This is a genomic window from Variovorax sp. YR634 (assembly GCF_900106655.1).
Lineage (GTDB): Bacteria > Pseudomonadota > Gammaproteobacteria > Burkholderiales > Burkholderiaceae_C > Variovorax.
The window spans coordinates 344,880-368,672 of record NZ_FNOL01000001.1 but is presented as its reverse complement, the minus strand read 5'-3'; the positions used below and the strand labels follow the sequence as shown (position 1 = coordinate 368,672).

Genomic DNA, 23,793 nt, shown 5'->3' with positions numbered 1-23,793 from the left:
GGAACCTCGAGACCTTGCTCAATACCCCGCCGCCACACCGTCGCGGCGCGGATCGCTGGCAGCCACGTAGCCTTCGACCGAAGGCTCGCCCGCGCGCCAGATGAACTGGCCGGCGCCGAAGTCCTGGTACGAGTCGTTGATCACTTCCAGGTGGTGGCCCAGGTCGCGCAGGCCCTGCACCGTGGCCGGGTTCATCGCAGCCTCGACGTTGATCTCGAGCCCCGCGTTGAAGCGCCAGCGCGGCGCGTCGCAGGCGGCCTGCGGGTTCTGCTTGTAGTCGAGCATGCGCACCAGCGTCTGCATGTGGCCCTGCGGCTGCATGTTTCCGCCCATCACGCCGAAGCTCATCACCGGCTGGCCGTCCTTGGTGAGGAAGGCCGGAATGATGGTGTGGAACGGGCGCTTGCCCGGCGCCACCACGTTCGGGCTCTCGGCCTTCAGGCTGAAGCCGTGACCACGGTTCTGCAGGCTGATGCCGAATTCGGGCTCCACGCAGCCCGAGCCGAAGCCCATGTAGTTGCTCTGGATGAAGCTCACCATCATGCCGCTCTCGTCGGCGGCCGTGAGGTAGATGGTGCCGCCCTTCACGGGGTTGCCGGCCTTGAAGTCTTGCGCCTTCTTCGCATCGATGAGGCGGGCGCGTGAGGCGAGGTACGCATCGTCGAGCATCTGCTCGGTCGTGACTTCCATCGTCTTGCGTTCCGACACGTAGCGGTACACGTCGGCAAAGGCCAGCTTCATCGCTTCGATCTGCAGATGCTGCGATTGCACCGAGTCGACCGGCAGCGAGGCGATGTCGAACTTTTCGAGAATGCCGAGCGCGATGAGCGCGGCAATGCCCTGGCCGTTAGGCGGAATCTCGTGCAGCGTGTGGCCGCGGTAGTCGCGCGATATCGGCTTGACCCACTCGGGCTGGTAGGCCGCGAGGTCGGCCACCGTGAGCGCACCGCCCTGCTCGGCCGAGAACTTCGCCAGCGCCTCGGCGATCTCGCCGTTGTAGTAGGCCTCGCCCTTGGTGCGTGCAATGGCCTTGAGCGCACGCGCGGCGGCCGTGAAGCGGAACAGCTCGCCCACCTCGGGCGCGCGGCCCCACGGCAGGAAGGTCTGCGCAAAGCCCGGTTGCGAGCCCAGCAGCGGCGTGGCCGCAGCCCACTTGCCCTGCACCACCGGCGGCACCAGATAGCCGCGCTCGGCGATGTCGATGGCCGGCACCAGCAGGTCGGCGAACGGCAGCTTGCCGAAGCGCTCGCTCATGGCCACCCAGCCGCGCACAGCGCCCGGCACCGTGACCGAGTCGATGCCGCGCATGGGCGGATTGGCCGCGTCGGCACCGTACTTGGCCTTGAAGTACTCGGGCGTCCAGGCCTTGGGCGCCGGGCCCGAGGCATTGAGGCCGTGCAGTTCCTTGCCGTCCCACAGGATGCAGAAGGCATCGCTGCCCAGGCCGTTGCTCACCGGCTCGACCAGCGTCATCACGGCGGCAGTGGCAATGGCCGCATCGACCGCGTTGCCGCCCTGCTGCAGGATGCGCAGGCCGGCCTGCGAGGCCAGCGGGTGCGAGGTCGACACCACGTTGCGCGCGAAGATCGGGATGCGGGTCGAGAGGTAGGGGTTGTTGAAATCGAAGTTCATTTAGGCGTGCTCTACTTTCTCTGCGTCATTCGTTGGTGATCTTGCGGTCGACGACGATCTTCTTCCACTTGGCAGCGTCGGCGGCGACCATCTTCGCGAACTGGTCGGGCGTGCCCGGAGTCGCGGTTTCGATGCCCAGGCGCGCGAGTTTCTCTTTCACTTCAGGATCGGCAAGTGCCTCGTTGGCCGCCTTGTTGATCTTCGCGACGATGTCGGCCGGCAGGCCCTTCGGGCCGTAGAAGCCGAACCACGTGTTCGATTCGTAACCCGGGAGCGTCTCGGCAATGGGCGGCAGTTCGGGCGCCAGCGGGCTGCGCTTGAGCGAGGTAACGCCCAGTGCGCGCAGGCGGCCGTCACGCACGTGCGGCATGCCGGTGGGCAGCGAGTCGAACAGCACGTCGACCTTGCCGCTGATCAGGTCGGGAATGGCCAGCGCCGTGCCCTTGTAGGGAATGTGCGTGACGAACACGCCGGCCTGCGCCTTGAACAGCTCGGCCGTGAGCTGCACGATGGTGCCGTTGCCGCTCGATGCATAGTTGAGCTTGCCGGGGTTCTTCTTCGCGTAGTCGATCCACTCGCGCACCGTCTTGGCGGGCGAATTGACCGGCACCAGCATGATGCTGGCCGCGTCGCCTACATGCGCGATGGGCGTGAAGTCGCGCACCGTGTCGTAGGGCAGCTTGCTGACGGCCGGGCCGATCGAATGCGTGCTGGTGGTGGCCAGCAGGATCGTGTAGCCATCGGCCGGGGCCTTGGCAGCCTGGTCGGAACCGATGGCACCACCGGCGCCGGGCTTGTTGTCGACCACCAGTGTGGTGCCGAGCTTCTCGCCCATCTTCTGCCCCAGCGTGCGGGCGAAGAGGTCGGTGGCGCCGGCCGCCGGGAACGGCACGATCAGGCGGATCGGCTTGTTCGGGTAGCCCTGGGCCAGGCTGGCGGACGAGGCGGCCATGCCGAGCGCAACGGCGAGCACCTGGAGGAACTGGAGGCGTTTCATGTACGGAATTCTGTGCCTGTGAACGAAAAAAGGATGCTATGCAGCGGGAGCGCATCAAGCCAGATAATTCTGCTTATTCAACTATCAAAGCTGTTTATGGCAAGGAACACCGCTGAAGAGATCTCGCTGCAGCAGTTGCGGGCGCTGACGGCGGTGGCCGAAACGGGCAGCTTCACACTGGCGGCCGAGGCATTGCAGCTCACGCAGCCGGCCATCAGCCATCTGGTCAAGCGCCTGGAAGAGGAGCTGGCGCAGCCGCTGGTCGTGCGCGGCCGTCGCATCCGCATGACCAACGCGGGCCAGATGATGGTCGACACGGCCGTGCGTGCGCTGCGGCTGATCGATGAATCCGTCGATGCCTGCCGCTCGCAGTCGCAGCTGCGCGAAGGCCGCATCGTGCTGGCGGTGGGCCATCTGACTGCAGGCGCCCTGTTGCCGCCGTTGCTCGGCCGTTTTTCGCAGAAGCACCCGACGCTCGCGACCACGCTGCTCGACAGCACCGCGGATCAGATGATCTCGCGCATCCTCTCGCAGGAGGCCGACCTGGGCTTCGGCTCCGACATCGGCCAGAAGCATTCGGAGCTGGCAACGGAGCCGCTGTTCTCCGACCGCATGGCCCTCTTCGTGCGGGACGACCATGCGCTGGCGCAGCACGCCGTGGTCGAGGCCCGGCACCTGGAGGCGCTGCCCTTCATCCACGTCAACCCCGACGCCAATGTGTGGCGTGCCGTGAGCCGCCAACTGTCGAGCATGGCCAACGTGTACCCGCGCGTGGTGCATCACGTGTCGATGCTGTCGACAGCCTTCGGCCTCATCCAGGCGGGTGCAGGGGTAGCGCTGCTGCCGCGCTATGTGGAAGTGCTGATGCCGGCCAACCTGCGGGCGTTGGGCGTGGTGCGGCCCACGCTGGAGTACCCGGTGGTCGCCATCCGGCTGGCCAAGCACCCGCTCAACCCGGCTGCCATGGCTTTTCTGGCGATGGCTCGGCAGCATATGAAGCCGCCGCGAACGCGCACCTAAAGAGTCGTCGCATAAACGAAAAACGGCGCCCGAAGGCGCCGTCTTGAAGGGAGCAGAACGCCGTCAGTCTTCGACGAAGGCCTCTTCGCGCTTCGACTTCACAGCCGGCAGCAGCACGATGATCAGCAGCAGCGCAGCTGCAGCCAGCAGGCTCGCCGAGATCGGACGCGTCACGAACACGCTCCAGTCGCCGCGCGACAGCAGCAGCGAACGGCGCAGGTTCTCTTCCATCATCGGCCCGAGGATGAAGCCCAGCAGCAATGGTGCAGGCTCGCAACCCAGCTTGAAGAAGGTGTAGCCCACCAGACCGAAGATGCCCACCATCCAGATGTCGAAGGTGTTGTTGTTGGTCGAGTACACGCCGATCGCGCAGAACAGCACGATGGCGGGGAACAGGTACTTGTACGGCACCGACAGCAATTTGATCCACATGCCGATCAGCGGCAGGTTCAGGATGATCAGCATCGCGTTGCCGATCCACATCGAGGCGATCAGGCCCCAGAACAGCTCGGGGTTGCTGGTCATGACCTGCGGACCCGGCTGGATGTTGTGGATCGTCATTGCGCCCACCATCAGCGCCATCACCGCGTTGGGCGGAATGCCCAGCGTCAGCAGCGGGATGAAGGAAGTTTGCGCACCGGCATTGTTGGCCGACTCGGGAGCCGCCACGCCGCGGATGTTGCCCTTGCCGAAGGGCACTTCGCCCGGCTTCAGCTTGGTCTTCTTCTCGATCGTGTAGGCCGCGAAAGCCGCCAGCAGCGCACCGCCGCCAGGCAGGATGCCAAGAGCCGCGCCCAGTGCCGTGCCGCGAAGCACCGCGGGAACCATGCGCTTGAAGTCTTCCTTGGTCGGGAACAGGCCCGAGACCTTGGCAGTGAACACTTCACGCTCGTCATCGGGGCGCGAGAGGTTGGCAATGATTTCGCCATAACCGAACACGCCCATGGCGATGGCCACGAAGCCGATGCCGTCGGTGAGCTCCGGAATGTCGAAGCTGTAGCGAGCGACACCCGAGTTCACGTCGGTGCCGACCAGACCCATCAGCAGGCCCAGCACGATCATCGCGATGGCCTTGAGCAGCGAGCCCGAAGCCAGCACCACGGCGCCGATCAGGCCCAGGATCATCAGCGAGAAGTATTCGGCCGGGCCGAACTTGAAGGCCAGCTCGGTCAGCGGCGGTGCGAAGGCGGCCAGGATCAACGTGCCGACGCAACCAGCGAAGAACGAACCCAGGCCGGCGGCGGCGAGTGCCGGACCCGCGCGGCCCTTGCGCGCCATCTGGTAGCCGTCGATCACGGTCACCACCGACGATGATTCGCCCGGCAGGTTGACCAGAATCGCGGTGGTGGAGCCGCCGTACTGCGCGCCGTAGTAGATGCCGGCCAGCATGATCAGCGCCGACACGGGCGGCAGCGCGTACGTGGCGGGCAGCAGCATCGCGATGGTCGCGACCGGGCCGATGCCCGGGAGCACGCCGATCAGCGTGCCAAGAATGCAGCCGACGAGGCAGTACAGCAGGTTGGTGAAGGTAAAGGCAACGCCAAAACCCATCGAGAGGTGTTCAACCAATTCCATGATGTGAGCAGCTTTCTTCTCAGCCGGTGATGAAGGTCGGCCAGACCTGGATCTGGAGCTTCAGCGCCCAGATGAACGCGACATAGCTGCCGACGGCCAGCACAGTGGCCAGGACGAGCACGCTGGGCAGCTTGAACTCATGGCCCGCAAGGCTGGAGATGATCACCAGCGCGTAGATGGCGATGATCATGCCCATGGCCGGCACGCCGATGCTCGGCAGGCCGCCGAGCAGGATGCCGAATGCGAGGTTGGCGCCCAGGATGAACACCACCTGCTTCCAGGCCCACTTGCCGATCTTTTCGCCGTCGGTGGTTTCAACGGTGAGCCCGCTGAACATGATCCCGAGGCCGATGAGGGCCATCAGGATGCCGAGCATCAACGGGAAATAACCCGGACCCATGCGGGCCCCGGTGCCCACGGTGTAGGTGGTGGCGCCCCATGCGAACGCCACACCCACCACCGTGAACATCAGACCCGAGAAAAAGTCTTTCTGACTCTTGATCTTCACGAACAGTCTCCTCGAACAAATTTCGATGCGGGATTGTCGAGTCAGCTTCCGGTCAGACTGATGTGGATTCCACTAACCGCCGGCCTAGGGATAACCCGAAAGGTCTCAGCGGCCTCTCAGATGCTGAACTGCCGGATTATTCCAGCGGCGGCGTGGCGCTCAGCACCTCTTCGATGGTCGTCACGCCTTCGGCCACGCGCAGCGCGCCGGCCAGCCGCAGCGGCCGCATGCCGTCGATCACGGCCTGCCTGCGCAGCCCGCCCAGGTTGGGCTCCTTCGTGACCTGCGCCTTGAACGCCTCGCTGATGCTCAGCAGTTCGTACAGCCCCATGCGGCCCATGTACCCGGTCATGCGGCAATCGACGCAACCCACCGGCTTGTACGCGCGCACCGAGCCCGTGATCTGCCACGGCTTGACGATGGTCTCCAGCTTCTCGCGGGTGACGGTGTCGTCGGGCTGCTTGCAGTTGGGGCACAGCGTGCGCACCAGCCGCTGCGCGAGCACGCCCAGCATCACCGCGTTGATGAGGTACGAAGGCACGCCCAGCTCCATCATCCGCGTGATGGCGCTCGGCGCGTCGTTGGTGTGCAGCGTGCTGAACACCAGGTGGCCGGTGAGCGCGGCCTGCACCGCCATCTCGGCGGTGGCGAGGTCGCGGATTTCGCCGACCATGATGATGTCCGGGTCCTGCCGCATCAGCGCGCGCAGGCCTTCGGTAAACCCGAAGTCCAGCTGCGGCTGCACCTGCGTCTGGTTGAACGAGGGCTCGATCATTTCGATCGGGTCTTCCACCGTGCTCACGTTGACCTCTTCGGTCGCCACGCGCTTGAGCGTGGAATACAGCGTGGTGGTCTTGCCCGAGCCCGTGGGCCCAGTCACGAGGATGATGCCGTTGGGCCGCGTGACCAGCTGTTCCCAGCGTTGCGCGTCGTGCTGCGCAAAGCCCAGCGCGTCGAGGTCTTTCACTGCCGTGTCGGGGTCGAAGATCCGCATCACCATCTTCTCGCCGAAGGCGGTCGGCAGGGTCGACAGGCGCATTTCGACTTCGTCGCCGCGCATGTTGCGGGTCTTGATGCGGCCGTCGAGCGGGCGGCGCTTTTCCACCACGTCCATGCGGCCCAGCAGCTTGATGCGCGCGACCATCGCGTTCATCACGCCCATCGGCATCTGGTAGGCCGGATGCAGGATGCCGTCGATGCGAAAGCGGATCACGCCCTGCTCGCGGCGCGGCTCCAGGTGGATGTCGCTCGCGCGCTGGTCGAAGGCGTATTGCCACAGCCAGTCGACCACCTGCACCACGCTCTGGTCGTTGGCGTCGAGCTGCTTGTTGCTCTTGCCGAGCTCCACCAGCTGCTCGAAGCTCGCGCCGCCGGTGTTGCCGCCGGCCTTCTGCGCGGCGCGCACCGACTTCGCGAGCGCGAAGAACTCGGCCGTGTAGCGCTGGATGTCGGCCGGGTTGGCGACCACGCGGCGCACCGAGCGGCGCGCCTGGCGCTCGACCTCGGCGATCCAGTCGGTGAGGAAGGGCTCGGCCGTGGCCACCACCACCTCGTTGGGCAGCACCTGCACCGGCAGCACCTTGTGGCGCTCCGCGTAGGCGGCGCTCATGGTGTCGGCCACCTTGCCCACGTCGACCTTGAGCGGGTCGATGCGCAGGTACGTGAGCCCGGCGCGGCCCGCGAGCCATTGCGTAAGCATTTCAAGGTCCAGCGGCTTGTTGTCGCTCTCTCGCGTCATGGCCACATTGGCCAGCCGCACCAGCGGTGCCTGCCGGCTTTCGGCCTGTGCGCAGCGCGCGATGGTGCGCTTGGCTTCGACCGGGGAAATCACGCCATCGGCGGCGAGCCATTCAATAAGGCGCCGCAGGTCGAGCGGGCCTTCGTGGCGGGCGGCCAGGGGGGCGGGAGCAGAAACAGCGGGAACAGCGCTCATGAGCCGGCAGGTCGAGTGATTGAAATATTCAGGGGCTTGAAGACTCGCAACCATTTCGGCGCGGGCAAGCCCCAGCGAGTCTGGATCGTTTGGGCGCGCTCGGCAAGCGCCTCGCGCTTCGGACGGCTCGGCGTGCGCTGCGCGAGCACCACCGTGTTGCCTTCGCGCGTCGGCTTGAAGGCCCAGACGGCGTCGGCGCCGAATGCGCCGGCGATCTTTTCGAGGCTGCGCTCGTAGCTCGACGAGCGGCCGAAGAGATTGACCGTCATGCAGCCGTCTTCGGTGAGCAGCGCGCGGCAGTCGGCATAGAAGTCTTCGCTGTCGAGCACGGGCGCGGCGGCCTCGTGGTCGTACAGGTCGACCTGCAAGGCATCGACAGTGCCGTGCCATTCGGGCTTGCGGATCTCGGCGGCCGCGTCGGCGATCACCACGCGCAGCTTCGGGTCGTCGGGCGGCAGCTTGAACCAGCCGCGGCAGGCCGACACCACCTGCGGATTGAGCTCGATCGCGGTGGTGCGCATGCGCAGGATCTTGCGGCTGAACTTGGTGAGCGTGGCCGCCCCCAGGCCGAGCTGCATCGCATGGCGGGTGGCCACGGTCTTGCCGTCGGCAAACAGCAGCCAGGCCATCATGCGCTGCACGTATTCGAGTTCGATCTCGAAAGGCGCGTCGAGCTTCATCGAACCCTGGACCCATTCGGTGCCCAGGTGCAGGTAGCGGATATCGCCCCAGTCGGAGAAATTGACCTCGGGGAGAGAAATAGAAGTTTTGCTCGATGCCATCGATGCCGTCAGACGACTAGTTTGTGGGTGGCCAGCACCTCGCGCCACGCCGCAAGCTTGCGCTCGAAGCTCCACGACGCATTGGCAGGACTGGTGGAAGGCAGCTGGTAGACCGGCACGCCGAGGGTGCGCGTATGGCGCGCATGCTTGAAGCTCTCGCCGCCGTTGTGCGCAATGGCGGCGAGCTTCGGCAGATGCAGCCCGGCAATGTCGTTCGCCACGGGCGCGCGGATGGCCGAGTCGAGGCTGCCCTCGCGCTCGCAGGACGCGTACACGTCCCACACGCCCAGGCCGCGGTCGAGCAACCAGCGGCAGCGCTGCGCGTAGCTGTCTACGCCCGACGGCAAGGGGACTTCGGGCCAGACAGCTTGCAAGATCTTCCAGAACTGGTTTTGGGGGTGTGCATAGTACTGCTGCCGCTCGAGCGACTTGACCCCGGGGAAGCTGCCGAGAATGAGCACGGCCGTTGCAGGCGAGACGATGGGCGCCAACCCCGTGAGCATGGAGCTGGCGGCATCGGATGCGGCGGGTGGATTCATGGGCGGCAATCGTGCCACCGTCCCGCGTGCACTTGCGCGGCACATGAAAAAACCCGCCGAAGCGGGTTCTTTCGAGAGAGGACCGAAACAGGCCCGAAATTACTTCTTGGCTGCTTCGTTCTCGGCTGTGCCGGGGATCTTCTCGCCGATGGCCTTGCCGGTGCTGCGCATGCCGTCGGCCGTCTTGTGGCCGGCGTTCTCGACGACTTCGCCGGTCTTGGTGGCCGCATGCTTGGTGGCGGTGGTGGCCTTCTTGGTGGTGCGCTTGGTGGCGCTCCAGGCCTTCTTGGTGCCCTTTTCGGTGGCGGCGACGGCCTTCTTGGTGGTGCGCTTGGTGGCGTCAACGGCGTCCTTGCCGGCTTCCTTCACCTTTTCAGTGGTGGAGGGCTCGGCCGGGGCCGGGGCGGTGGCAGCAGGCGCGGTGGTCTGGGCCACGGCCGACACGCCGATGGAGGCGAGCGCCAGCGCGAGGACGACGGGCACGGTGCGAATGAAAGACGTGGTCATGTAAAGCTCCTTGTTGGATGAAGTTTTGAGTGACTGACTTGCCACTGAACCAGCAACGAACTGGTGAAGTTCAAGGATGACAGCAAATCCACGGCATCTGCACGTATCCGGGCAGGTCGGGGCATTGGCCTACGCGGGTTGCGGCGGGCGTTCCGACATGGCCATGAGGTTTTCGAGACGCGGAAGCGTTTCGAGCGCGTTCCGGGTGGTGGCCGCGGCCAGTTCGTCGATGCCCATGCCCCGCAGGCCGGCCACCACTTCGGCGATGCGCGGCAGCTCGGCCGGCTCGTTGCGGCCCTGCGGTTCGCCGGCGTCGCGCTGGGCCTGCGTGCGGTACAGCCAGTGCGGCTGGATGTCGGGCGCATCGGTCTCCATCACGATCGATTCGATTGGCAGCGTGGTGGCCAGCCGCCGCAGCTGCAGGGCCCGCTCGAAGGTCACCGCGCCGCCGAAGCCGAGCTTCAACCCGAGATCGATGCACGCATGGGCCTGCTGCTCGCTGCCGTTGAAGGCATGGGCAATGCCCTGCCACGGCCTGCCGCCCGCCGTCTGGCGAAGATGCTTGAGCACCTTGTCGACCGAGCGCCGCACGTGGATGAGTACGGGTAACCCATGCTTGCGTGCCAGTTGCAACTGAGTGTGAAAAAAGCGCTCCTGCTTCGGGCCGTCGAGCCCCTCGACGAAGTAGTCGAGCCCGATCTCGCCGACCGCCACGAGCCGCGGGTCGCCGCGCCGTGCGGTCAGTTCGGCATCGAGGGTTTCGAGGTCTTCGTCCTTCGCCTCGCCGGTGCACAACGGGTGGATTCCCAGCGCGTAGGCATCGCCCTGCGCGTGGGCCAGTTCGCGCACGGTGGCGAAGTTGAAGACGGCCACCGCCGGGATCACGCACATCGCCACCCCCAGCCCGGCGGCGCGGGCGCGAAGGGCCGGCATCTCCGCACCGAATTCGGGCGCATCCAGATGGCAGTGGGTATCGACGAAGGTAGCCATCGCACGATGATGCCTGATGGGATGCGCAGGCGCGGAAAGCGTGCTACTGTGAACTCCTTCACGCGATTTTTTAGCCGGAGGTGCTCCGATGCGCAGGCCCGCTTTCTACAGCCGTTCGCCCCGCACGCTGCCACCGGCCGCAGACGAGGCGGCCGAACGGGCGGATGCGCCAGCATCGGCTGAAAACGCCGGCGGGGGCCAGTCCCTGCAGGCTGCTCCCGCGAAAAAACCCGGCTGGCAACCCGGTCGCCGCAGCTTCGCGCTGCTCTTCCTGCTGTCGGCCGCGCTGGTCACCGGCGCCGCCCTGTGGATGCCGCGCCCGGGCGCCAAGGCACTCACGCAAAAAGACATCGACGCGGCCGTGCTGCGCACGCTGCAGACCAACACCCTGCCCTCGCCCGCGGCCAAGGCGGCCGACATCATCCGGCCCTCGGTGGTACGGGTGGTGAGCTACGGCGAAGAAAAGCACACGCCCGAAGCCAAGACCCAGAAGCGCGGACGCAACATCGCCAAGGGCAAGCCGCCTGAAGCCCCCAACGACGGCGAGGCCCCGGGCGAGGTCGAGCGCGGCGTGGGCACGGGCGTGGTGATCGTCGACAAGGGCGTGATCCTCACCAACCTGCACGTGGTCGCAGGCGCCGACAAGATCAAGGTCACCTTCTACGACGGGCTGGAAGCCATCGCCACCATCACCGGCGTGCAGCCCGAGAACGACCTCGCGGTGCTGCAGGCGCAGAAGATTCCCGACGACCTGATCCCCGCCACCATGCGCTCGACCGCCGACCTGCGCCCCGGCGACCAGGTGGCGGCCGTGGGCTTTCCGTTCGGCATCGGGCCATCGGTGTCGGCTGGTGTGGTGTCGGGCCTGAAGCGCTCGTTCCGTTCGCCCGAAGGCAAGCAGGAGCTGGGCAACCTGATCCAGTTCGATGCCGCAGCCAATCCGGGCAATTCAGGCGGCCCGCTGATCAATATGGACGGCGAGGTGCTCGGCATCGTCACCGCCATCCTCAACCCGACGCAGCAGCGCACTTTCATCGGCATCGGCTTCGCGGTGCCCATCGAGAACGCCGCGTCCGCCGCGGGTTCGCCACCGTTCTGACCGATCCTTCTTCGAAAGTCCTTCGCATGAGCACAGCAGAGACCGTCAACCCCACACCCGCCGGCACCGCCGAACTGATGGAGCAGATCCTCTACGAGGTGAAGCGCGTGGTCGTGGGCCAGGACCGCTTTCTGGAGCGCGTGATGGTCGGCATGCTCGCGGGTGGGCACCTGCTGGTCGAAGGCGTGCCGGGCCTTGCGAAGACGCTTACCATCAAGACGCTGGCCGACACCGTGCGCGGCCAGTTCAAGCGCATCCAGTTCACGCCCGACCTGGTGCCGGCCGACCTCGTGGGCACGCGCATCTACAACCAGAAGACCGGCGAGTTCAGCACCTCGCTGGGCCCCGTGTTCGCCAACCTGCTGCTGGCCGACGAAATCAACCGCGCGCCGGCCAAGGTGCAGAGCGCGCTGCTCGAAGTGATGCAGGAGCGCCAGGTCACCATTGCCGGCGAAACGCACAAGGTGCCGCGCCCCTTCCTCGTGATGGCCACGCAGAACCCCATCGAGACCGAGGGCACCTATCCGCTGCCCGAGGCGCAGGTCGACCGCTTCATGATGAAGGTGCTGGTCGACTACCCGAGCGACGAGGAAGAGTTCGTCATCGTCCAGCGCGTGATCGGCCCGCCCGTCAACGCCACGCCGGTCGCCACCACCGAGCAGCTCGCGGCGCTGCAGGCCGAGGCGCGGCGCGTGTACGTCGACCCTTCGCTCATTCAATACGCCGTGAAGCTGGTGTCGGCCACGCGCACACCCGAGAAGCACGGCCTGAAGGACCTGCGCCGCTTCATCACCTTCGGCGCCAGCCCGCGCGCGAGCATCAGCCTGACCGAAGGCGCACGCGCCCTGGCGCTCTTGCGCGGCCGCAGCTATGCGCTGCCGGAAGACATGACGGCGCTGGTGCCCGACGTGCTGCGCCACCGCGTGACGCTTTCCTACGAAGGCTTGTCCGAAGGCCTGACGCCCGATGGCCTGGTCGAGAAGATCATGCGTGCAGTCCCCGCCCCACCCAAACCGCTCGAACATGAAAAGCTGGTGGCCTGAAATGAGCACACCCCCAGTCTTCGCGCACTTCGTGTCGCTTCGCCAACCCCCTTGCAGGGGGCAACACCAGCGGCCCGGCAAAGCCGGTTCCGCGGTGTTCCCTGAAATCGCATGAAAAGCTGGTGGCGTAAGGCCCCTACGGCCGCAAACGACGAACGGCTCGCCGCAGAAGCCGGTGGGGCCGAGCGCGCGCTGCGCCGGCTCGAATGGACCGTGATCCGCCGCCTCGACGGCCTGCTGCAGGGCGACTACCGCACGCTGATGCGCGGCACCGGGCTCGACCTGGCCGACCTGCGCGAGTACCAGCACCATGACGACGTGCGCCACATCGACTGGAACGTCACGGCGCGGTTGCAAACGCCGCATGTGCGCGTGTTCACCGAAGACCGCGAGATGGCCGCGTGGTTCGTGCTCGACCTGAGCCGCTCGGTCGATTTCGGCTCGGGCCTGAAGGCCAAGCGCGAGATCTCGGCGGGCTTCGTCGGCGTGCTGGCACGGCTGCTCACGCGGCACGGCAACCGGGTCGGCGCACTGGTCTACGGCAGCGACCTCGAAGCGGTGATTCCGCCGCGCAGCGGACGGCGCCACGTGCTGCACCTGCTGCATGCGATGGAAAAGCGCGCCGGCAAGGCCGAGACCGCCCCCACGCAGAAAGGGATGACGCGCCTGGACGGCCTGCTCAAGTCGGCCGCCACGCTGATGCCGCGCCGCTCCACCGTGTTCGTGGTGTCCGACTTTCTGAGCGAACCCGGCTGGGAGCGCCCGCTGGGCCAGCTGGTGCAACGCCATGAAGTGGTCGCCGTGCGCCTGTTCGACCCGCTCGAACTCGAACTGCCCGACCTCGGCCTGGTGCCGCTGCGCGATGCCGAGACCGGCGAGCAGCTGTGGGTCGACACCCATGACGCCGGTTTTCGCAAGCGCTTCGCGCGCCTGGCGTCCGAACGTGAAACCGCACTGCGCGAGGCGCTGGCAAGGGCAGGCGTCGACGCACTCGAGCTCTCGACCCAGGACGACCTGGTGGAAGCCATCGTCCGTTTCGCCGATATGCGCAAGCGCCGCACGCGCATCGGAGGCCCAGCTGGCATGAAGGCGGTGGCAGCATGACTTTTCTCTGGCCTCAATTCCTCTGGCTGCTGGCGGCCCTGCCACTGCTGATCCTGCTCTACCTCTGGCTGCTGCGGCGCAAGAAGAAGCTGGCCGTGCGCTACGCCAGCCTGTCGATCGTGCGCGAAGCCATGGGCGCCGGGCAGAGCATCCGGCGGCACATTCCGCCCTTGCTTTTCCTGCTGGCCATGGCCGCGATGCTGGTGGCCGCGGCGCGGCCGATGGCGGTGGTGGTGCTGCCGTCGAACCAGCAGACCATCATCCTGGCGATGGACGTGTCGGGCAGCATGCGCGCGGCCGACGTGCAGCCCAACCGGCTCGTGGCGGCGCAGGAGGCAGCCAAGAGCTTCATCAAGGACCTGCCGCGCAGCGTGAAGGTGGGCATCGTCGCCTTCGCGGGCAGCGCGCAGGTGGCGCAACTGCCCACCACCAACCACGAAGACCTGGTGACAGCCATCGACAGCTTCCAGCTCCAGCGCGCCACCGCCACGGGCAATGCCATCGTGGTGTCGCTGGCCACGCTGTTCCCCGATGCGGGCATCGACGTCGAGCAGTTCAGCGCGCCAAGCCGCCAGCGCGGCATGCCGATCGACCAGAACGAGAAGAAGCTCAAGGAGTTCACACCCGTGGCGCCGGGTTCCTTCACCTCCGCCGCGATCATCATGCTGACCGATGGCCAGCGCACCACCGGCGTCGACCCGCTCGACGCGGCCAAGGCCGCGGCCGACCGCGGCGTGCGCATCTACACGGTGGGCGTGGGCACCGTCGACGGCGAAACCATCGGCTTCGAAGGCTGGTCGATGCGCGTGCGGCTCGACGAAGACACGCTCAAGGCCATCGCCAACAAGACGAACGCCGAGTACTTCTACGCCGGCACCGCGAACGACCTGAAGAAGGTCTACGAGACACTGAGCTCCAAGCTCACGGTGGAGAAAAAGGAAACCGAAATCTCGGCGCTGTTCGCGATGTGCGCGGCGGTGCTGACGCTGCTGTCGGCGGGGCTGTCGCTGCTCTGGTTCAACCGGATTCTTTAGAGGATCTGCGTGGCTTGGCCGCAGGCGCATCGGGCGTCTTGACCGCCCCGATGCCCCCCAGGAACAGATCGGCCACGATCGGCGCAATGGCCGCGTGATCGAGCCGGCCGCCGGGCTTCATCCAGGTGAACATCCAGTTGATCATGCCGAACAGCAGCATGGTCAGCGGCTTGGCAAGGTCGTCACTCGGCGCACCGGGGCGCAGCGCAGACACCGCACGCGCAAAGCCCGCGACCACCTCGCGCTCCTTGTCGAGCACGCGTTCGCGGTCGGCTTCCGCGAGAAAGCGCACGTCGTCGGTCAGCACGCGGTGCGCGTCCTGCGCGCCGGCGTATTCCTCGACGATGCGGTAGATGAAGCGGCGCAGGCGCTGCTCGTCGGTGTGCGTCGAGGCCTCTTCCTCGGCTACCAGCGCCGCGAGCTTGGAGACGTGCGTCTCGGCAATGCTGATCAGCAGGCTGCTCTTGTCCTTGTAATAGTGATAGAGCGTGGCCTTCGAGAGGCCGCAGGCCTCGGCCACCTGGTTCATCGAGGTGGCGGGATAGCCGCTGCGCGCGAACAGCTGGGCGGCCTGCGCGAGGATCAGTTCACGCTGATCGTCGTAAGTGGCGGATCTTCCACGCGGCATCGGGTCGGTTTCCTGGGTTGGACTGTTGGAGACAACGCGCGATCTTGCACGAAGCGCGAATGGGGTCAGCCCCGCTTGGTGGCAATGAGCGAACGCACCTCGGTGGCCGGCAGGCGCGGGCGGTCTGCCTCCACCTGCGCGAGCGGCGCCACTTCATGCAGGCTCGCGAGGCTGCGCACCGTGAGCTCCTGATAGGTCTGCGTGCCTTCGAGCTTCCACGCGATCTCGTCCTCGCTCAACTCGCGCTTCACCTTTGCCGGAATGCCCGCGACCAGCGAACGTGCCGGCACCTTCATGCCGGCCGGCACGAAGGCACAGGCCGCGACGATGGCCTTCTCGCCGATCTCGGCCTCGTCCATCACCACAGCGTTCATGCCCACCAGCGCGTCGCGCCGAACGATGCAGCTGTGCAGGATCGCTCCATGGCCGATGTGGCCGTTGACCTCGATCACCGTGTCGTTGTCGGGAAAGCCGTGCACACAGCAGTGGTCCTGCACGTTCGAGCCCTCCTCCAGCACGATGCGGCCGAAGTCGCCGCGCAGGCTGGCGCAGGGGCCCACATAACAGTTCGGGCCGACGATCACGTCGCCGATCAGCACGGCAGTGGGGTGCACGTACGCGCTCGGGTCGACGACCGGAATTACGCCGTCGATGGAATAGCTGGGCATTCGGTCTCCTTTGTTTTTCGCGGGACTCAGGGTTTGCCCTGAATAGCTCCCGCTTGTGCCGGTAGCAGGCTCGATACTAAAATCAACCGAACGGTCGGTCAATAGTGTTTGCACTCCGATCCGCTCCCACAAAGGATGAAAGAGACACGCGATGACTGAGCCTTTGGTACTCACCGGCAACGCCGGCGCCGTGCGCACGTTGAGCCTCAACCGCCCCGCGGCGCTCAACAGCTTCACGACGCAGCTGCACGCCGAACTCATGGCGGCGCTGGAGCTGGCGGCCCAAGACGCGAGCGTGCGCTGCGTAGTGCTCACGGGCGCAGGCCGCGCCTTCTGCGCAGGGCAGGACCTGGCCGATCCTTCGGTCGCCCCCGACCCGACGCCCGGCGCCGCGCCCAAGGACCTGGGCCACGTCATCTCCACTTACTACGCCCCGCTGGTCGCGCGCCTGCGCTCGATGCCGGTGCCGGTGATCGCAGCTGTCAACGGTGTTGCGGCCGGAGCGGGCGCCAACCTCGCGCTGTGCTGCGACCTCGTGGTGGCCGCCCGCTCGGCCAGCTTCATCCAGGCCTTCACCAAGATCGGCCTCGTGCCCGACACCGGTGGCACCTGGCTGCTGCCGCGCCTCGTGGGTTCGGCCCGCGCGCTCGGCATCGCGCTGCTGGGCGACAAGCTGCCCGCCGAAGAAGCCGCTCGCATCGGCCTGATCTGGCAATGCGTGGACGACGCGGCGCTGACTGAAACCACGGCGGCGCTCGCGCTGAAGCTGGCCGGCATGCCGACCCGCGCCCTCGTCGCCACGCGCCAGGCCATGGCCGCCGCGCAAGACATGGACCTCGACGCGGCACTCGCCGAAGAAGCCCGCCTCCAGCGCGACATGGGCAACGCCAACGACTACCGCGAAGGCGTCGAAGCCTTCCGCGCCAAGCGCGCCCCCGTGTTCAAGGATCGCTGAGCCATGACCGACACCACCCGCACACCCCAGCAGACGGCCGAGTACGTCCGCGACGGCATGTTCGAGAACGACAACGCCAGCAAGGGCCTGGGCATGCGCATCGTCGAGGTCGGCCCCGGCCAGGCCACCATCGAGATGCGCGTGCGCGCCGACATGCTCAACGGCCACGCCATCTGCCACGGCGGCTTCATGGCCACGCTGGCCGACTCGACCTTCGCCTTTGCCTGCAACTCGTACAACGAGCTGACCGTGGCCTCGGGCTTTGCCATCGACTTCATCGCCCCGGCGCGCGAGGGCGACCTGCTCACCGCGCGCTGCCACGAGGTGTCCAAGGCCGGCCGCACCGGCCTGTACGACACCGAAATCATCAACCAGCGCGGCGAGCGCATCGCGATGTTCCGCGGCCGTTCCTACACAGCCAAGGGCCGCCCCGCCGTCCCGAACGCCGCTGCCGCCTGAGGAGACAACAGACATGACCGTGAAGCACCCCGCCCCCGGCGACCTCGACCCCATCGAAACCGCCAGCCGCGACGAGATCGCCGCGCTGCAGCTCACCCGCCTGCGCGCCACGCTGCAGCGCGCCTACGACAACGTGCCGCACTACCGCAAGGCCTTCGATGCCAAGGGCGTGCACCCCGACGACCTGAAGTCGCTCGCCGATCTGTCGAAGTTTCCGTTCACGGTAAAGAGCGACCTGCGCGACAACTACCCCTTCGGCATGTTCGCCGTGCCGCGCGAAAACGTCGCGCGCATCCATGCGTCGTCGGGCACCACCGGCAAGCCGACCGTGGTCGGCTACACGCTGAAGGACATCGACACCTGGGCCGATCTCGTGGCGCGTTCCATCCGCGCTGCGGGCGGGCGGCCCGGCGACATGGTGCACGTGTCGTACGGCTACGGCCTCTTCACCGGCGGCCTCGGCGCGCACTACGGCGCCGAGCGCGCGGGCTGCACCGTCATCCCGATGTCGGGCGGCCAGACCGAGAAGCAGGTGCAGATCATTCAGGACTTCAAGCCGGACATCATCATGGTCACGCCCAGCTACATGCAGGTGATCATCGAGCAGTTCGAGCGCCAGGGCCTCGACGCCAAAGACAGCTCGCTGAAGGTCGGCATCTTCGGCGCCGAGCCGTGGACCGAAGCCATGCGCCGCGACATCGAGGCCAAGGCCGGCATCGACGCCGTCGACATCTACGGCCTGAGCGAAGTGATGGGCCCCGGCGTGGCCAGCGAATGCGTCGAGAGCAAAGATGGCCCCGTCATCTGGGAAGACCACTTCTACCCCGAGATCATCGACCCCGAGACCGGCGAGCTGAAGGCCGACGGCGAAGAAGGCGAACTGGTCTTCACCTCGCTGAGCAAGGAGGCCATGCCCATCGTGCGCTACCGCACGCGCGACCTCACGCGCCTGCTGCCGCCCACCTCGCGTTCGTTCCGCCGCATGGGCAAGATCGTCGGGCGCAGCGACGACATGATGATCATCCGCGGCGTCAACGTCTTTCCCACGCAGGTCGAAGAAATCGTGCTCGCGCACAAGGCGCTGTCGGGCCTCTACCAGGTGCACGTGAGCCGCGCCGACAAGCTCGACCAGGTCGAGGTGCACTGCGAGCTCAACCCCGCCGACGCCGCCTCGGCGGACCGCACCGCCATCGGCGAATGGGTGCAGCACCGCGTGAAGACGCTCATCGGCATTTCCACGCGCGTGGTGGTTCACGCGCCCAACGAGATGGAACGCACCCAGACCGGCAAGGCACGCCGCGTGATCGACACGCGTCCGCGCTGAGCCGCCCCTCACACCCCACCGAAAGGACACGCACATGTACACCCAGGCAATGGACACCATGGGCAAGGACGCAGGCGACGGCAAGCAGAAGGCCGTGCGCTCCGCCGAGGAAATGCAGCTCGAAGAGCGCTTCGACGCGCACATCGATGCCGGCGACTTCATCGAGGCAAAAGACTGGATGCCCGAGCACTACCGCAAGACGCTGGTGCGCCAGATCAGCCAGCACGCGCACTCCGAAATCGTCGGCATGCTGCCCGAAGGCAACTGGATCAGCCGCGCGCCCACGCTCAAGCGCAAGGCCATCCTGCTGGCCAAGGTGCAGGACGAAGGCGGCCACGGCCTCTACCTGTATGCCGCTGCCGAAACACTGGGCACCTCGCGCGACCAGATGTTCGACGCGCTGCACAGCGGCAAGGCCAAGTACAGCTCGATCTTCAACTACCCCACGCTGACCTGGGCCGACATGGGCACCATCGGCTGGCTGGTCGATGGCGCGGCCATCATGAACCAGGTGCCGATCTGCCGCTGCTCGTACGCGCCGTACGCCCGCGCCATGATCCGCATCTGCCGCGAGGAGAGCTTTCACCAGCGCCAGGGCTACGAAGCCCTGCTGACCATGATGACCCACGGCACCGACGCGCAGAAGGCGATGGTGCAGGACGCGGTCAACCGCTGGTGGTGGCCGTCGATCATGATGTTCGGCCCGCCGGACGACCAGTCGCCCAACAGCGCGCAATCGATGCGCTGGGGCATCAAGCGCTTCAGCAACGACGAGCTGCGCCAGAAGTTCATCGACGCCGCCGTCGAGCAGGCCGCCATCCTCGGCGTGACCCTGCCCGACCCCGACTTGAAGTGGAACGAAGAGCGCCAGGCGCACGACTTCGGAGCCATCGACTGGAGCGAGTTCTGGCGCGTGATCGGCGGCGACGGCCCCTGCAACCGCGAGCGGCTGCAGGCGCGCGTCGACGCGTGGGAAGACGGCGCATGGGTACGCGAAGCCGCGATGGCCCACGCCAACAAGCAACCAATGAAGGAGGCCGCATGAGCGCCCCAAATACCCAAGACAGCAAGCAAGAGTGGCCCCTGTGGGAAGTGTTCGTTCGCAGCAAGGCCGGCCTCGACCACAAGCACTGCGGCAGCCTGCACGCGGCAGATTCGAAGATGGCGATCCAGATGGCGCGTGACGTGTACACGCGCCGCCAGGAAGGCAGCAGCATCTGGGTGGTGCGCTCCGAGCAGATCGTGGCCAGCGACCCGGGCGACAAGGACATGTTCTTCGACCCGGCTGAAGACAAGGTGTACCGCCACCCGACCTTCTACGCGCTGCCCAAGTCGGTCGACCACATGTGAGCAAGGCCAGGACCATGCAAGCATCGATCGAACTGAACCGCACGCCCGCCGTGCAGTACCTGCTGCGCATCGGCGACACCTGCCTGGTGCTCGCGCAGCGCCTGGGTGAATGGTGCGGCCACGCGCCCGTGCTGGAGGAAGACATCGCGATGGCCAACATCGCGCTCGACCTCGTCGGCCAGGCGCGCGCGCTGCTCACGCACGCCGGCAAGCTCGAAGGAGCCGGCCGCGAACACGACGAAGACCAGCTGGCCTACCTGCGCGACGAGCGCGACTACTTCAACCTCACCATCGCCGAACTGCCGCGCGGCGACTTCGCCTTTGCCGTCGTGCGCAACACGATGGTCTCGACGCTGCTCAAGCTGCTGTGGCAGCGCCTCGCCGCATCGAACGACGCCGAAGTGGCCGCCATCGCCGGCAAGGCCGTGAAGGAAGCGCGCTACCACCAGCAGCACTCGGGCGACTGGGTGGTGCGCCTGGGCGACGGCACCGACGAATCGCGCCAACGCACTGAAAAAGCGCTGAAGCAGCTGTGGCTCTACATGCCCGAGCTATTCGAAAGCGATGCGGTGGATGCCGAAGCCAGCGCCAGCGGCCTCGGCCCGGCGTGGAGCGAGCTGCGCGAACCCTGGCTGGCCGAGATGCAGCAGGTGCTCGACGCGGCCGGCCTCGCCATGCCGAAGGAAGCCGCTTTCCGCAGCAACGGCAAGCGCGGCGTGCACAGCGAGCACATGGGCTACATCCTCGCGGAGATGCAGCACCTGCAGCGCAGCTACCCCGGGGGCGTGTGGTGACCACGGTCGACCTCATGGCAGCCTCGCGCGTCGATGCCGCGTGGGCCGTGCTGCACACCGTGCTCGACCCCGAGGTGCCGGCCGTGTCGGTCTGCGACCTCGGCATCGTGCGCGACGTGATCGAGCACGACGACGGCCTGGAGATCGTGCTCACGCCAACGTACTCCGGCTGCCCCGCGACCGAAGCCATCGAGCACGACGTGCTGGCCGCAATCGAGCAGGCCGGCCTCGGCCACGCCCGCGCCACCCTGCGCCGCGCCCCCGCCTGGAGCAGCGACTGGATCAGCGACGAAGGCCGCGCCAAGCTCAAGGCCTACGGCATCGCGCCGCCGGCCCACCTCACACCCGAAGCCGCGGCCAACACCGCAATGCCGATCAAGCTCTTCGGCCGCATCGCAGGCGAACGCATCGCCTGCCCGCGCTGCGCGAGCGAGCGTACCGAGCGCCTTTCGGCCTTCGGCTCGACCGCCTGCAAGGCGCTCTATCGCTGCATGGCCTGCCGCGAGCCTTTCGAACATTTCAAGCCAATCTAAAAAGCGCCCCAAGCGATGAGCACCCTCTTCCACCCCTTGCGCGTGAAGGCCATCGAGCCCGATACGGCCGAGGCCGTCATCGTCTCGTTCGAAGTGCCGGGCGACCTGCAGCAAGTCTTCGGCTTCACCCAGGGCCAGTACCTCACCCTGCGCCACGACATCGACGGCCAGGACCTGCGCCGTTCCTATTCGATCTGCGCCGGCCTCGACGACGGCGAGCTGCGCGTCGGCGTGCGCAAGGTGCGCGGTGGCGTGTTCTCCAACTGGATCAACGCCAGCCTGCAGCCCGGCGACACCCTGCAGGTGATGGCGCCGCAAGGCCGCTTCTTCGTGCCCATCGAGCCGGCCTCGGCCCGCCATCACGTGGGCATTGCAGGCGGCAGCGGCATCACGCCCATCCTGTCGATCATGAAGACGGTGCTGGCGCGCGAGCCCGCGAGCCGCTTCACGCTGATCTACGGCAACCGCCAGCTCCAGTCCACGATGTTCAAGGAAGAAATCGAGGACCTGAAGAACCGCTACATGACGCGCCTCGTGCTGCAGCATGTGTTCTCCGACGAGCACACCGATTCGCCGTTGGGCTTTGGCGTGATGAACCGCGAGAAGATCGGCGAGTTTCTCAAGAGCGTGGTGCCGGCAGCGCAGATCGACCACGTGTACGTGTGCGGCCCGTTCCAGATGAACGACGAAGCCGAGGCCGCGCTGCTGGCAGCCGGTGTGCCCGAAGACCGCATCCACATCGAGCGCTTCGGCGTCGCCCTGCCCTCGGCCACCCAGGTGGGCGCGGTGGTGCACGAGGCGCAGCCCGGAGACGCCAAGCAGGCGCGCATCGTCATCGTGCGCGACGGCCTGCAGCGCGAGATCACCTACACCGAAGGGCAACCCAGCATCCTCGACGCGGCATCGGCTGCGGGCCTTGAAGTGCCCTTCTCGTGCACCTCGGGCGTGTGCGGCACCTGCCGCGCAAAGTGCGTTGACGGGGAAGTCCGCATGGAAAGAAACTTCGCGCTCGACAAGAATGAAGTAGCCGCGGGATTCATCCTGACCTGCCAGGCCCACCCCCTGACCGAACGAGTAACGCTCTCATTCGACGAGCGCTAGCACTTCAACGTTTTTTTCAACCCGGAGACAAGACCAAATGAAATTCTTCTTCAAGCCCCTGTTGATCGCCGTGCTGTGCGCCACCGCCGCCGCATCGTGGGCCGACGTCACTGTCGGCGTGACGGTCTCGGCCACCGGCCCTGCCGCCTCGCTCGGCATCCCCGAGAAGAACACCATCTCGCTGATGCCCAAGACCCTCGGGGGCCAGAAGATCAACTACATCGTGCTCGACGACGCATCGGACACCACCGCAGCCGTGGCCAACACGCGCAAGCTCATCACCGAGAACAAGGTCGACATCGTGCTCGGTTCTTCCACCACGCCCACCTCGCTCGCCATGATCGACGTGGTCAGCGAGGCCAAGGTGCCGATGATCTCGGTGGCAGCTTCGGCCCGCATCGTCGAGCCGGTGGACGCCAAGAAGCGCTGGGTGTTCAAGACCCCGCAGAACGACATCATGATGTCGCTCGCCATTGCCGAGCACATGGCCTCCAACGGCGTGAAGACCGTCGCCTTCATCGGCTTTGCCGACGCCTACGGCGAAGGCTGGTCTGAAGAATTCGCCAAGGCCGCCGCGCTGAAGAAGATCACCGTGGTCGCCAACGAACGCTATGCGCGCACCGACACCTCGGTGACGGGCCAGGTCCTGAAGATGATGGCCTCGAAGGCTGACGCCGTGCTGGTCGCGGGTGCGGGCACTCCGGCCGCGCTGCCGCAGAAGGCGCTCAAGGAGCGCGGCTACACCGGCAAGATGTACCAGACGCACGGCGTGGCGAACGCCGACTTCCTGCGCGTCGGCGGCAAGGACGTAGAAGGCACCTTCCTGCCAGCCGGCCCGGTGCTCGTGGCCGACCAGCTGCCCGCCAGCAACCCGGTGAAGAAGTCGGCCATGACCTATGTGACAGCCTACGAAGCCGCCTACGGCAAGGGCACGGTGTCGACCTTCGGCGCGCACGCCTGGGACGCCGGCCTGCTGATGAGTTCGGCCGTGCCGGTCGCGCTGAAGAAGGCACAGCCCGGCACGCCCGAGTTCCGCGCCGCATTGCGCGACGCGCTGGAGCAGACCAAGGAAGTGTCGGGCGCACATGGCGTTTTCAACATGACCGAGAAGGACCACCTGGGCCTGGACCAACGCGCCCGCGTGATGGTGAAGATCGAAAACGGCGCCTGGAAATACCAGCCCTGATCAACTGGGCTCGCCCCCAGGCTTCGCGCACT

The 23,793-nt window shown here is 66.6% G+C and carries 25 protein-coding genes; 14 read left to right on the top strand and 11 right to left on the bottom strand.

The annotated features are described in order from the left end of the window. Positions 1–18: 18 nt before the first annotated feature. Both BLV60_RS01705 and BLV60_RS01700 read right to left on the bottom strand, forming a co-directional pair. Complete coding sequence (locus BLV60_RS01705) at positions 19–1,632, bottom strand: gamma-glutamyltransferase family protein (RefSeq protein ID WP_093048895.1); 1,614 nt, start codon at positions 1,630–1,632, stop codon at positions 19–21. A gap of 25 nt (positions 1,633–1,657) precedes the next feature. Beyond that, entirely contained in the window at positions 1,658–2,629 is a 972-nt protein-coding gene (locus BLV60_RS01700) for a Bug family tripartite tricarboxylate transporter substrate binding protein (protein WP_093048892.1), read from the bottom strand. A gap of 96 nt (positions 2,630–2,725) precedes the next feature. On the opposite strand from BLV60_RS01700, the gene BLV60_RS01695 reads away from it, so the two are divergent. Continuing rightward, the gene (locus tag BLV60_RS01695; RefSeq protein WP_093048889.1) at positions 2,726–3,649 is read left to right on the top strand and encodes a LysR family transcriptional regulator; all 924 of its coding nucleotides are present in this window, start codon (positions 2,726–2,728) and stop codon (positions 3,647–3,649) included. Between the two features lie 63 nt (positions 3,650–3,712). Here the strand turns inward: BLV60_RS01695 and BLV60_RS01690 are convergent, their stop codons facing one another. From BLV60_RS01690 to BLV60_RS01660, 7 genes are all read right to left on the bottom strand, one after another. Then, complete coding sequence (locus tag BLV60_RS01690; protein ID WP_093048886.1) at positions 3,713–5,224, bottom strand: tripartite tricarboxylate transporter permease; 1,512 nt, start codon at positions 5,222–5,224, stop codon at positions 3,713–3,715. Between the two features lie 19 nt (positions 5,225–5,243). Then, on the bottom strand, positions 5,244–5,732 hold the full coding sequence (locus tag BLV60_RS01685) for a tripartite tricarboxylate transporter TctB family protein (RefSeq protein ID WP_093048883.1): 489 nt from the start codon (positions 5,730–5,732) through the stop codon (positions 5,244–5,246). A 136-nt stretch (positions 5,733–5,868) separates the two neighbouring features. Next, positions 5,869–7,665 (bottom strand): type IV pilus assembly ATPase TfpB, encoded by a 1,797-nt coding sequence (locus tag BLV60_RS01680; protein ID WP_093048880.1) that lies wholly within the window; start codon positions 7,663–7,665, stop codon positions 5,869–5,871. Further along, positions 7,662–8,447: a class I SAM-dependent methyltransferase gene (locus BLV60_RS01675; RefSeq protein WP_093048877.1), complete on the bottom strand. Its 786-nt coding sequence runs from the start codon at positions 8,445–8,447 to the stop codon at positions 7,662–7,664. Before BLV60_RS01675 ends, BLV60_RS01680 begins: the two co-directional genes overlap by 4 nt. Before the next feature lie 8 nt (positions 8,448–8,455). Beyond that, positions 8,456–8,986 (bottom strand): DNA-deoxyinosine glycosylase, encoded by a 531-nt coding sequence (locus BLV60_RS01670; protein WP_093048874.1) that lies wholly within the window; start codon positions 8,984–8,986, stop codon positions 8,456–8,458. A 99-nt stretch (positions 8,987–9,085) separates the two neighbouring features. Then, entirely contained in the window at positions 9,086–9,493 is a 408-nt protein-coding gene (locus BLV60_RS01665; RefSeq protein WP_093048872.1) for a hypothetical protein, read from the bottom strand. Positions 9,494–9,622: 129 nt separating this feature from the next. Continuing rightward, complete coding sequence (locus tag BLV60_RS01660) at positions 9,623–10,483, bottom strand: TatD family hydrolase (protein ID WP_093048869.1); 861 nt, start codon at positions 10,481–10,483, stop codon at positions 9,623–9,625. An 88-nt stretch (positions 10,484–10,571) separates the two neighbouring features. Between BLV60_RS01660 and BLV60_RS01655 the strand changes: the two genes are divergently transcribed. From BLV60_RS01655 to BLV60_RS01640, 4 genes are all read left to right on the top strand, one after another. Further along, positions 10,572–11,582, top strand: coding sequence for a S1C family serine protease (locus tag BLV60_RS01655; protein ID WP_093048866.1), 1,011 nt, complete (start codon positions 10,572–10,574; stop codon positions 11,580–11,582). 26 nt (positions 11,583–11,608) lie between these two features. Next, positions 11,609–12,625, top strand: coding sequence for an AAA family ATPase (locus tag BLV60_RS01650; protein ID WP_093048863.1), 1,017 nt, complete (start codon positions 11,609–11,611; stop codon positions 12,623–12,625). Between the two features lie 111 nt (positions 12,626–12,736). Further along, a complete protein-coding gene (locus BLV60_RS01645) occupies positions 12,737–13,729 on the top strand; it encodes a DUF58 domain-containing protein (protein ID WP_093048860.1) in 993 nt (330 codons plus the stop codon). Beyond that, entirely contained in the window at positions 13,726–14,763 is a 1,038-nt protein-coding gene (locus BLV60_RS01640) for a VWA domain-containing protein (RefSeq protein ID WP_093048857.1), read from the top strand. The genes BLV60_RS01645 and BLV60_RS01640 overlap by 4 nt, the downstream gene beginning before the upstream one ends. Here BLV60_RS01640 and BLV60_RS01635 read toward each other — a convergent pair. After that, positions 14,747–15,391, bottom strand: a complete 645-nt coding sequence (locus BLV60_RS01635) for a TetR/AcrR family transcriptional regulator (protein ID WP_093048854.1) — start codon at positions 15,389–15,391, stop codon at positions 14,747–14,749. The two genes, BLV60_RS01640 and BLV60_RS01635, sit on opposite strands and share 17 nt — an antisense overlap. Before the next feature lie 65 nt (positions 15,392–15,456). After that, a complete protein-coding gene (locus BLV60_RS01630; RefSeq protein WP_093048851.1) occupies positions 15,457–16,059 on the bottom strand; it encodes a phenylacetic acid degradation protein PaaY in 603 nt (200 codons plus the stop codon). A gap of 151 nt (positions 16,060–16,210) precedes the next feature. Between BLV60_RS01630 and BLV60_RS01625 the strand changes: the two genes are divergently transcribed. Genes BLV60_RS01625 through BLV60_RS01585 form a run of 9 tightly spaced genes read left to right on the top strand, consistent with a single transcriptional unit; the run spans position 16,211 to position 23,761 of the window. Further along, positions 16,211–17,014: an enoyl-CoA hydratase-related protein gene (locus BLV60_RS01625; protein WP_093048848.1), complete on the top strand. Its 804-nt coding sequence runs from the start codon at positions 16,211–16,213 to the stop codon at positions 17,012–17,014. Between the two features lie 3 nt (positions 17,015–17,017). Beyond that, positions 17,018–17,473, top strand: a complete 456-nt coding sequence (gene paaI / locus BLV60_RS01620) for a hydroxyphenylacetyl-CoA thioesterase PaaI (protein WP_093048845.1) — start codon at positions 17,018–17,020, stop codon at positions 17,471–17,473. A 13-nt stretch (positions 17,474–17,486) separates the two neighbouring features. After that, positions 17,487–18,797, top strand: coding sequence for a phenylacetate--CoA ligase PaaK (gene paaK, locus BLV60_RS01615; RefSeq protein WP_093048842.1), 1,311 nt, complete (start codon positions 17,487–17,489; stop codon positions 18,795–18,797). Between the two features lie 34 nt (positions 18,798–18,831). Next, positions 18,832–19,842: a 1,2-phenylacetyl-CoA epoxidase subunit PaaA gene (paaA, locus tag BLV60_RS01610; RefSeq protein ID WP_093048839.1), complete on the top strand. Its 1,011-nt coding sequence runs from the start codon at positions 18,832–18,834 to the stop codon at positions 19,840–19,842. Then, positions 19,839–20,147 carry a 1,2-phenylacetyl-CoA epoxidase subunit PaaB gene (paaB, locus tag BLV60_RS01605; protein WP_093048835.1) on the top strand — a complete coding sequence of 103 codons (309 nt, stop codon included), beginning with the start codon at positions 19,839–19,841 and terminating at the stop codon, positions 20,145–20,147. The genes paaA and paaB overlap by 4 nt, the downstream gene beginning before the upstream one ends. Positions 20,148–20,161: 14 nt before the next feature. Continuing rightward, positions 20,162–20,941: a 1,2-phenylacetyl-CoA epoxidase subunit PaaC gene (gene paaC, locus BLV60_RS01600; protein WP_093050331.1), complete on the top strand. Its 780-nt coding sequence runs from the start codon at positions 20,162–20,164 to the stop codon at positions 20,939–20,941. A gap of 14 nt (positions 20,942–20,955) precedes the next feature. Beyond that, positions 20,956–21,474, top strand: a complete 519-nt coding sequence (gene paaD / locus BLV60_RS01595; RefSeq protein WP_093050334.1) for a 1,2-phenylacetyl-CoA epoxidase subunit PaaD — start codon at positions 20,956–20,958, stop codon at positions 21,472–21,474. A 15-nt stretch (positions 21,475–21,489) separates the two neighbouring features. Continuing rightward, positions 21,490–22,575, top strand: a complete 1,086-nt coding sequence (gene paaE, locus BLV60_RS01590; protein WP_093048832.1) for a 1,2-phenylacetyl-CoA epoxidase subunit PaaE — start codon at positions 21,490–21,492, stop codon at positions 22,573–22,575. Positions 22,576–22,612: 37 nt separating this feature from the next. Continuing rightward, a complete protein-coding gene (locus tag BLV60_RS01585) occupies positions 22,613–23,761 on the top strand; it encodes an ABC transporter substrate-binding protein (protein WP_093048829.1) in 1,149 nt (382 codons plus the stop codon). Positions 23,762–23,793 lie beyond the last annotated feature (32 nt).

Coding starts and splice junctions, on each gene's coding strand:
- BLV60_RS01695 (WP_093048889.1), top strand. CDS start 2,726: ATGGCAAGGAACACCGCTGAAGAGATCTCGCTGCAGCAGTTGCGGGCG.
- BLV60_RS01670 (WP_093048874.1), bottom strand. CDS start 8,986: ATGAATCCACCCGCCGCATCCGATGCCGCCAGCTCCATGCTCACGGGG.
- BLV60_RS01635 (WP_093048854.1), bottom strand. CDS start 15,391: ATGCCGCGTGGAAGATCCGCCACTTACGACGATCAGCGTGAACTGATC.
- BLV60_RS01690 (WP_093048886.1), bottom strand. CDS start 5,224: ATGGAATTGGTTGAACACCTCTCGATGGGTTTTGGCGTTGCCTTTACC.
- paaA (WP_093048839.1), top strand. CDS start 18,832: ATGTACACCCAGGCAATGGACACCATGGGCAAGGACGCAGGCGACGGC.
- paaB (WP_093048835.1), top strand. CDS start 19,839: ATGAGCGCCCCAAATACCCAAGACAGCAAGCAAGAGTGGCCCCTGTGG.
- paaK (WP_093048842.1), top strand. CDS start 17,487: ATGACCGTGAAGCACCCCGCCCCCGGCGACCTCGACCCCATCGAAACC.
- BLV60_RS01660 (WP_093048869.1), bottom strand. CDS start 10,483: ATGGCTACCTTCGTCGATACCCACTGCCATCTGGATGCGCCCGAATTC.
- paaI (WP_093048845.1), top strand. CDS start 17,018: ATGACCGACACCACCCGCACACCCCAGCAGACGGCCGAGTACGTCCGC.
- BLV60_RS01645 (WP_093048860.1), top strand. CDS start 12,737: ATGAAAAGCTGGTGGCGTAAGGCCCCTACGGCCGCAAACGACGAACGG.
- BLV60_RS01640 (WP_093048857.1), top strand. CDS start 13,726: ATGACTTTTCTCTGGCCTCAATTCCTCTGGCTGCTGGCGGCCCTGCCA.
- paaC (WP_093050331.1), top strand. CDS start 20,162: ATGCAAGCATCGATCGAACTGAACCGCACGCCCGCCGTGCAGTACCTG.
- BLV60_RS01700 (WP_093048892.1), bottom strand. CDS start 2,629: ATGAAACGCCTCCAGTTCCTCCAGGTGCTCGCCGTTGCGCTCGGCATG.
- BLV60_RS01630 (WP_093048851.1), bottom strand. CDS start 16,059: ATGCCCAGCTATTCCATCGACGGCGTAATTCCGGTCGTCGACCCGAGC.
- paaE (WP_093048832.1), top strand. CDS start 21,490: ATGAGCACCCTCTTCCACCCCTTGCGCGTGAAGGCCATCGAGCCCGAT.
- BLV60_RS01625 (WP_093048848.1), top strand. CDS start 16,211: ATGACTGAGCCTTTGGTACTCACCGGCAACGCCGGCGCCGTGCGCACG.
- BLV60_RS01585 (WP_093048829.1), top strand. CDS start 22,613: ATGAAATTCTTCTTCAAGCCCCTGTTGATCGCCGTGCTGTGCGCCACC.
- BLV60_RS01665 (WP_093048872.1), bottom strand. CDS start 9,493: ATGACCACGTCTTTCATTCGCACCGTGCCCGTCGTCCTCGCGCTGGCG.
- paaD (WP_093050334.1), top strand. CDS start 20,956: ATGGCAGCCTCGCGCGTCGATGCCGCGTGGGCCGTGCTGCACACCGTG.
- BLV60_RS01680 (WP_093048880.1), bottom strand. CDS start 7,665: ATGAGCGCTGTTCCCGCTGTTTCTGCTCCCGCCCCCCTGGCCGCCCGC.
- BLV60_RS01675 (WP_093048877.1), bottom strand. CDS start 8,447: ATGGCATCGAGCAAAACTTCTATTTCTCTCCCCGAGGTCAATTTCTCC.
- BLV60_RS01650 (WP_093048863.1), top strand. CDS start 11,609: ATGAGCACAGCAGAGACCGTCAACCCCACACCCGCCGGCACCGCCGAA.
- BLV60_RS01705 (WP_093048895.1), bottom strand. CDS start 1,632: ATGAACTTCGATTTCAACAACCCCTACCTCTCGACCCGCATCCCGATC.
- BLV60_RS01655 (WP_093048866.1), top strand. CDS start 10,572: ATGCGCAGGCCCGCTTTCTACAGCCGTTCGCCCCGCACGCTGCCACCG.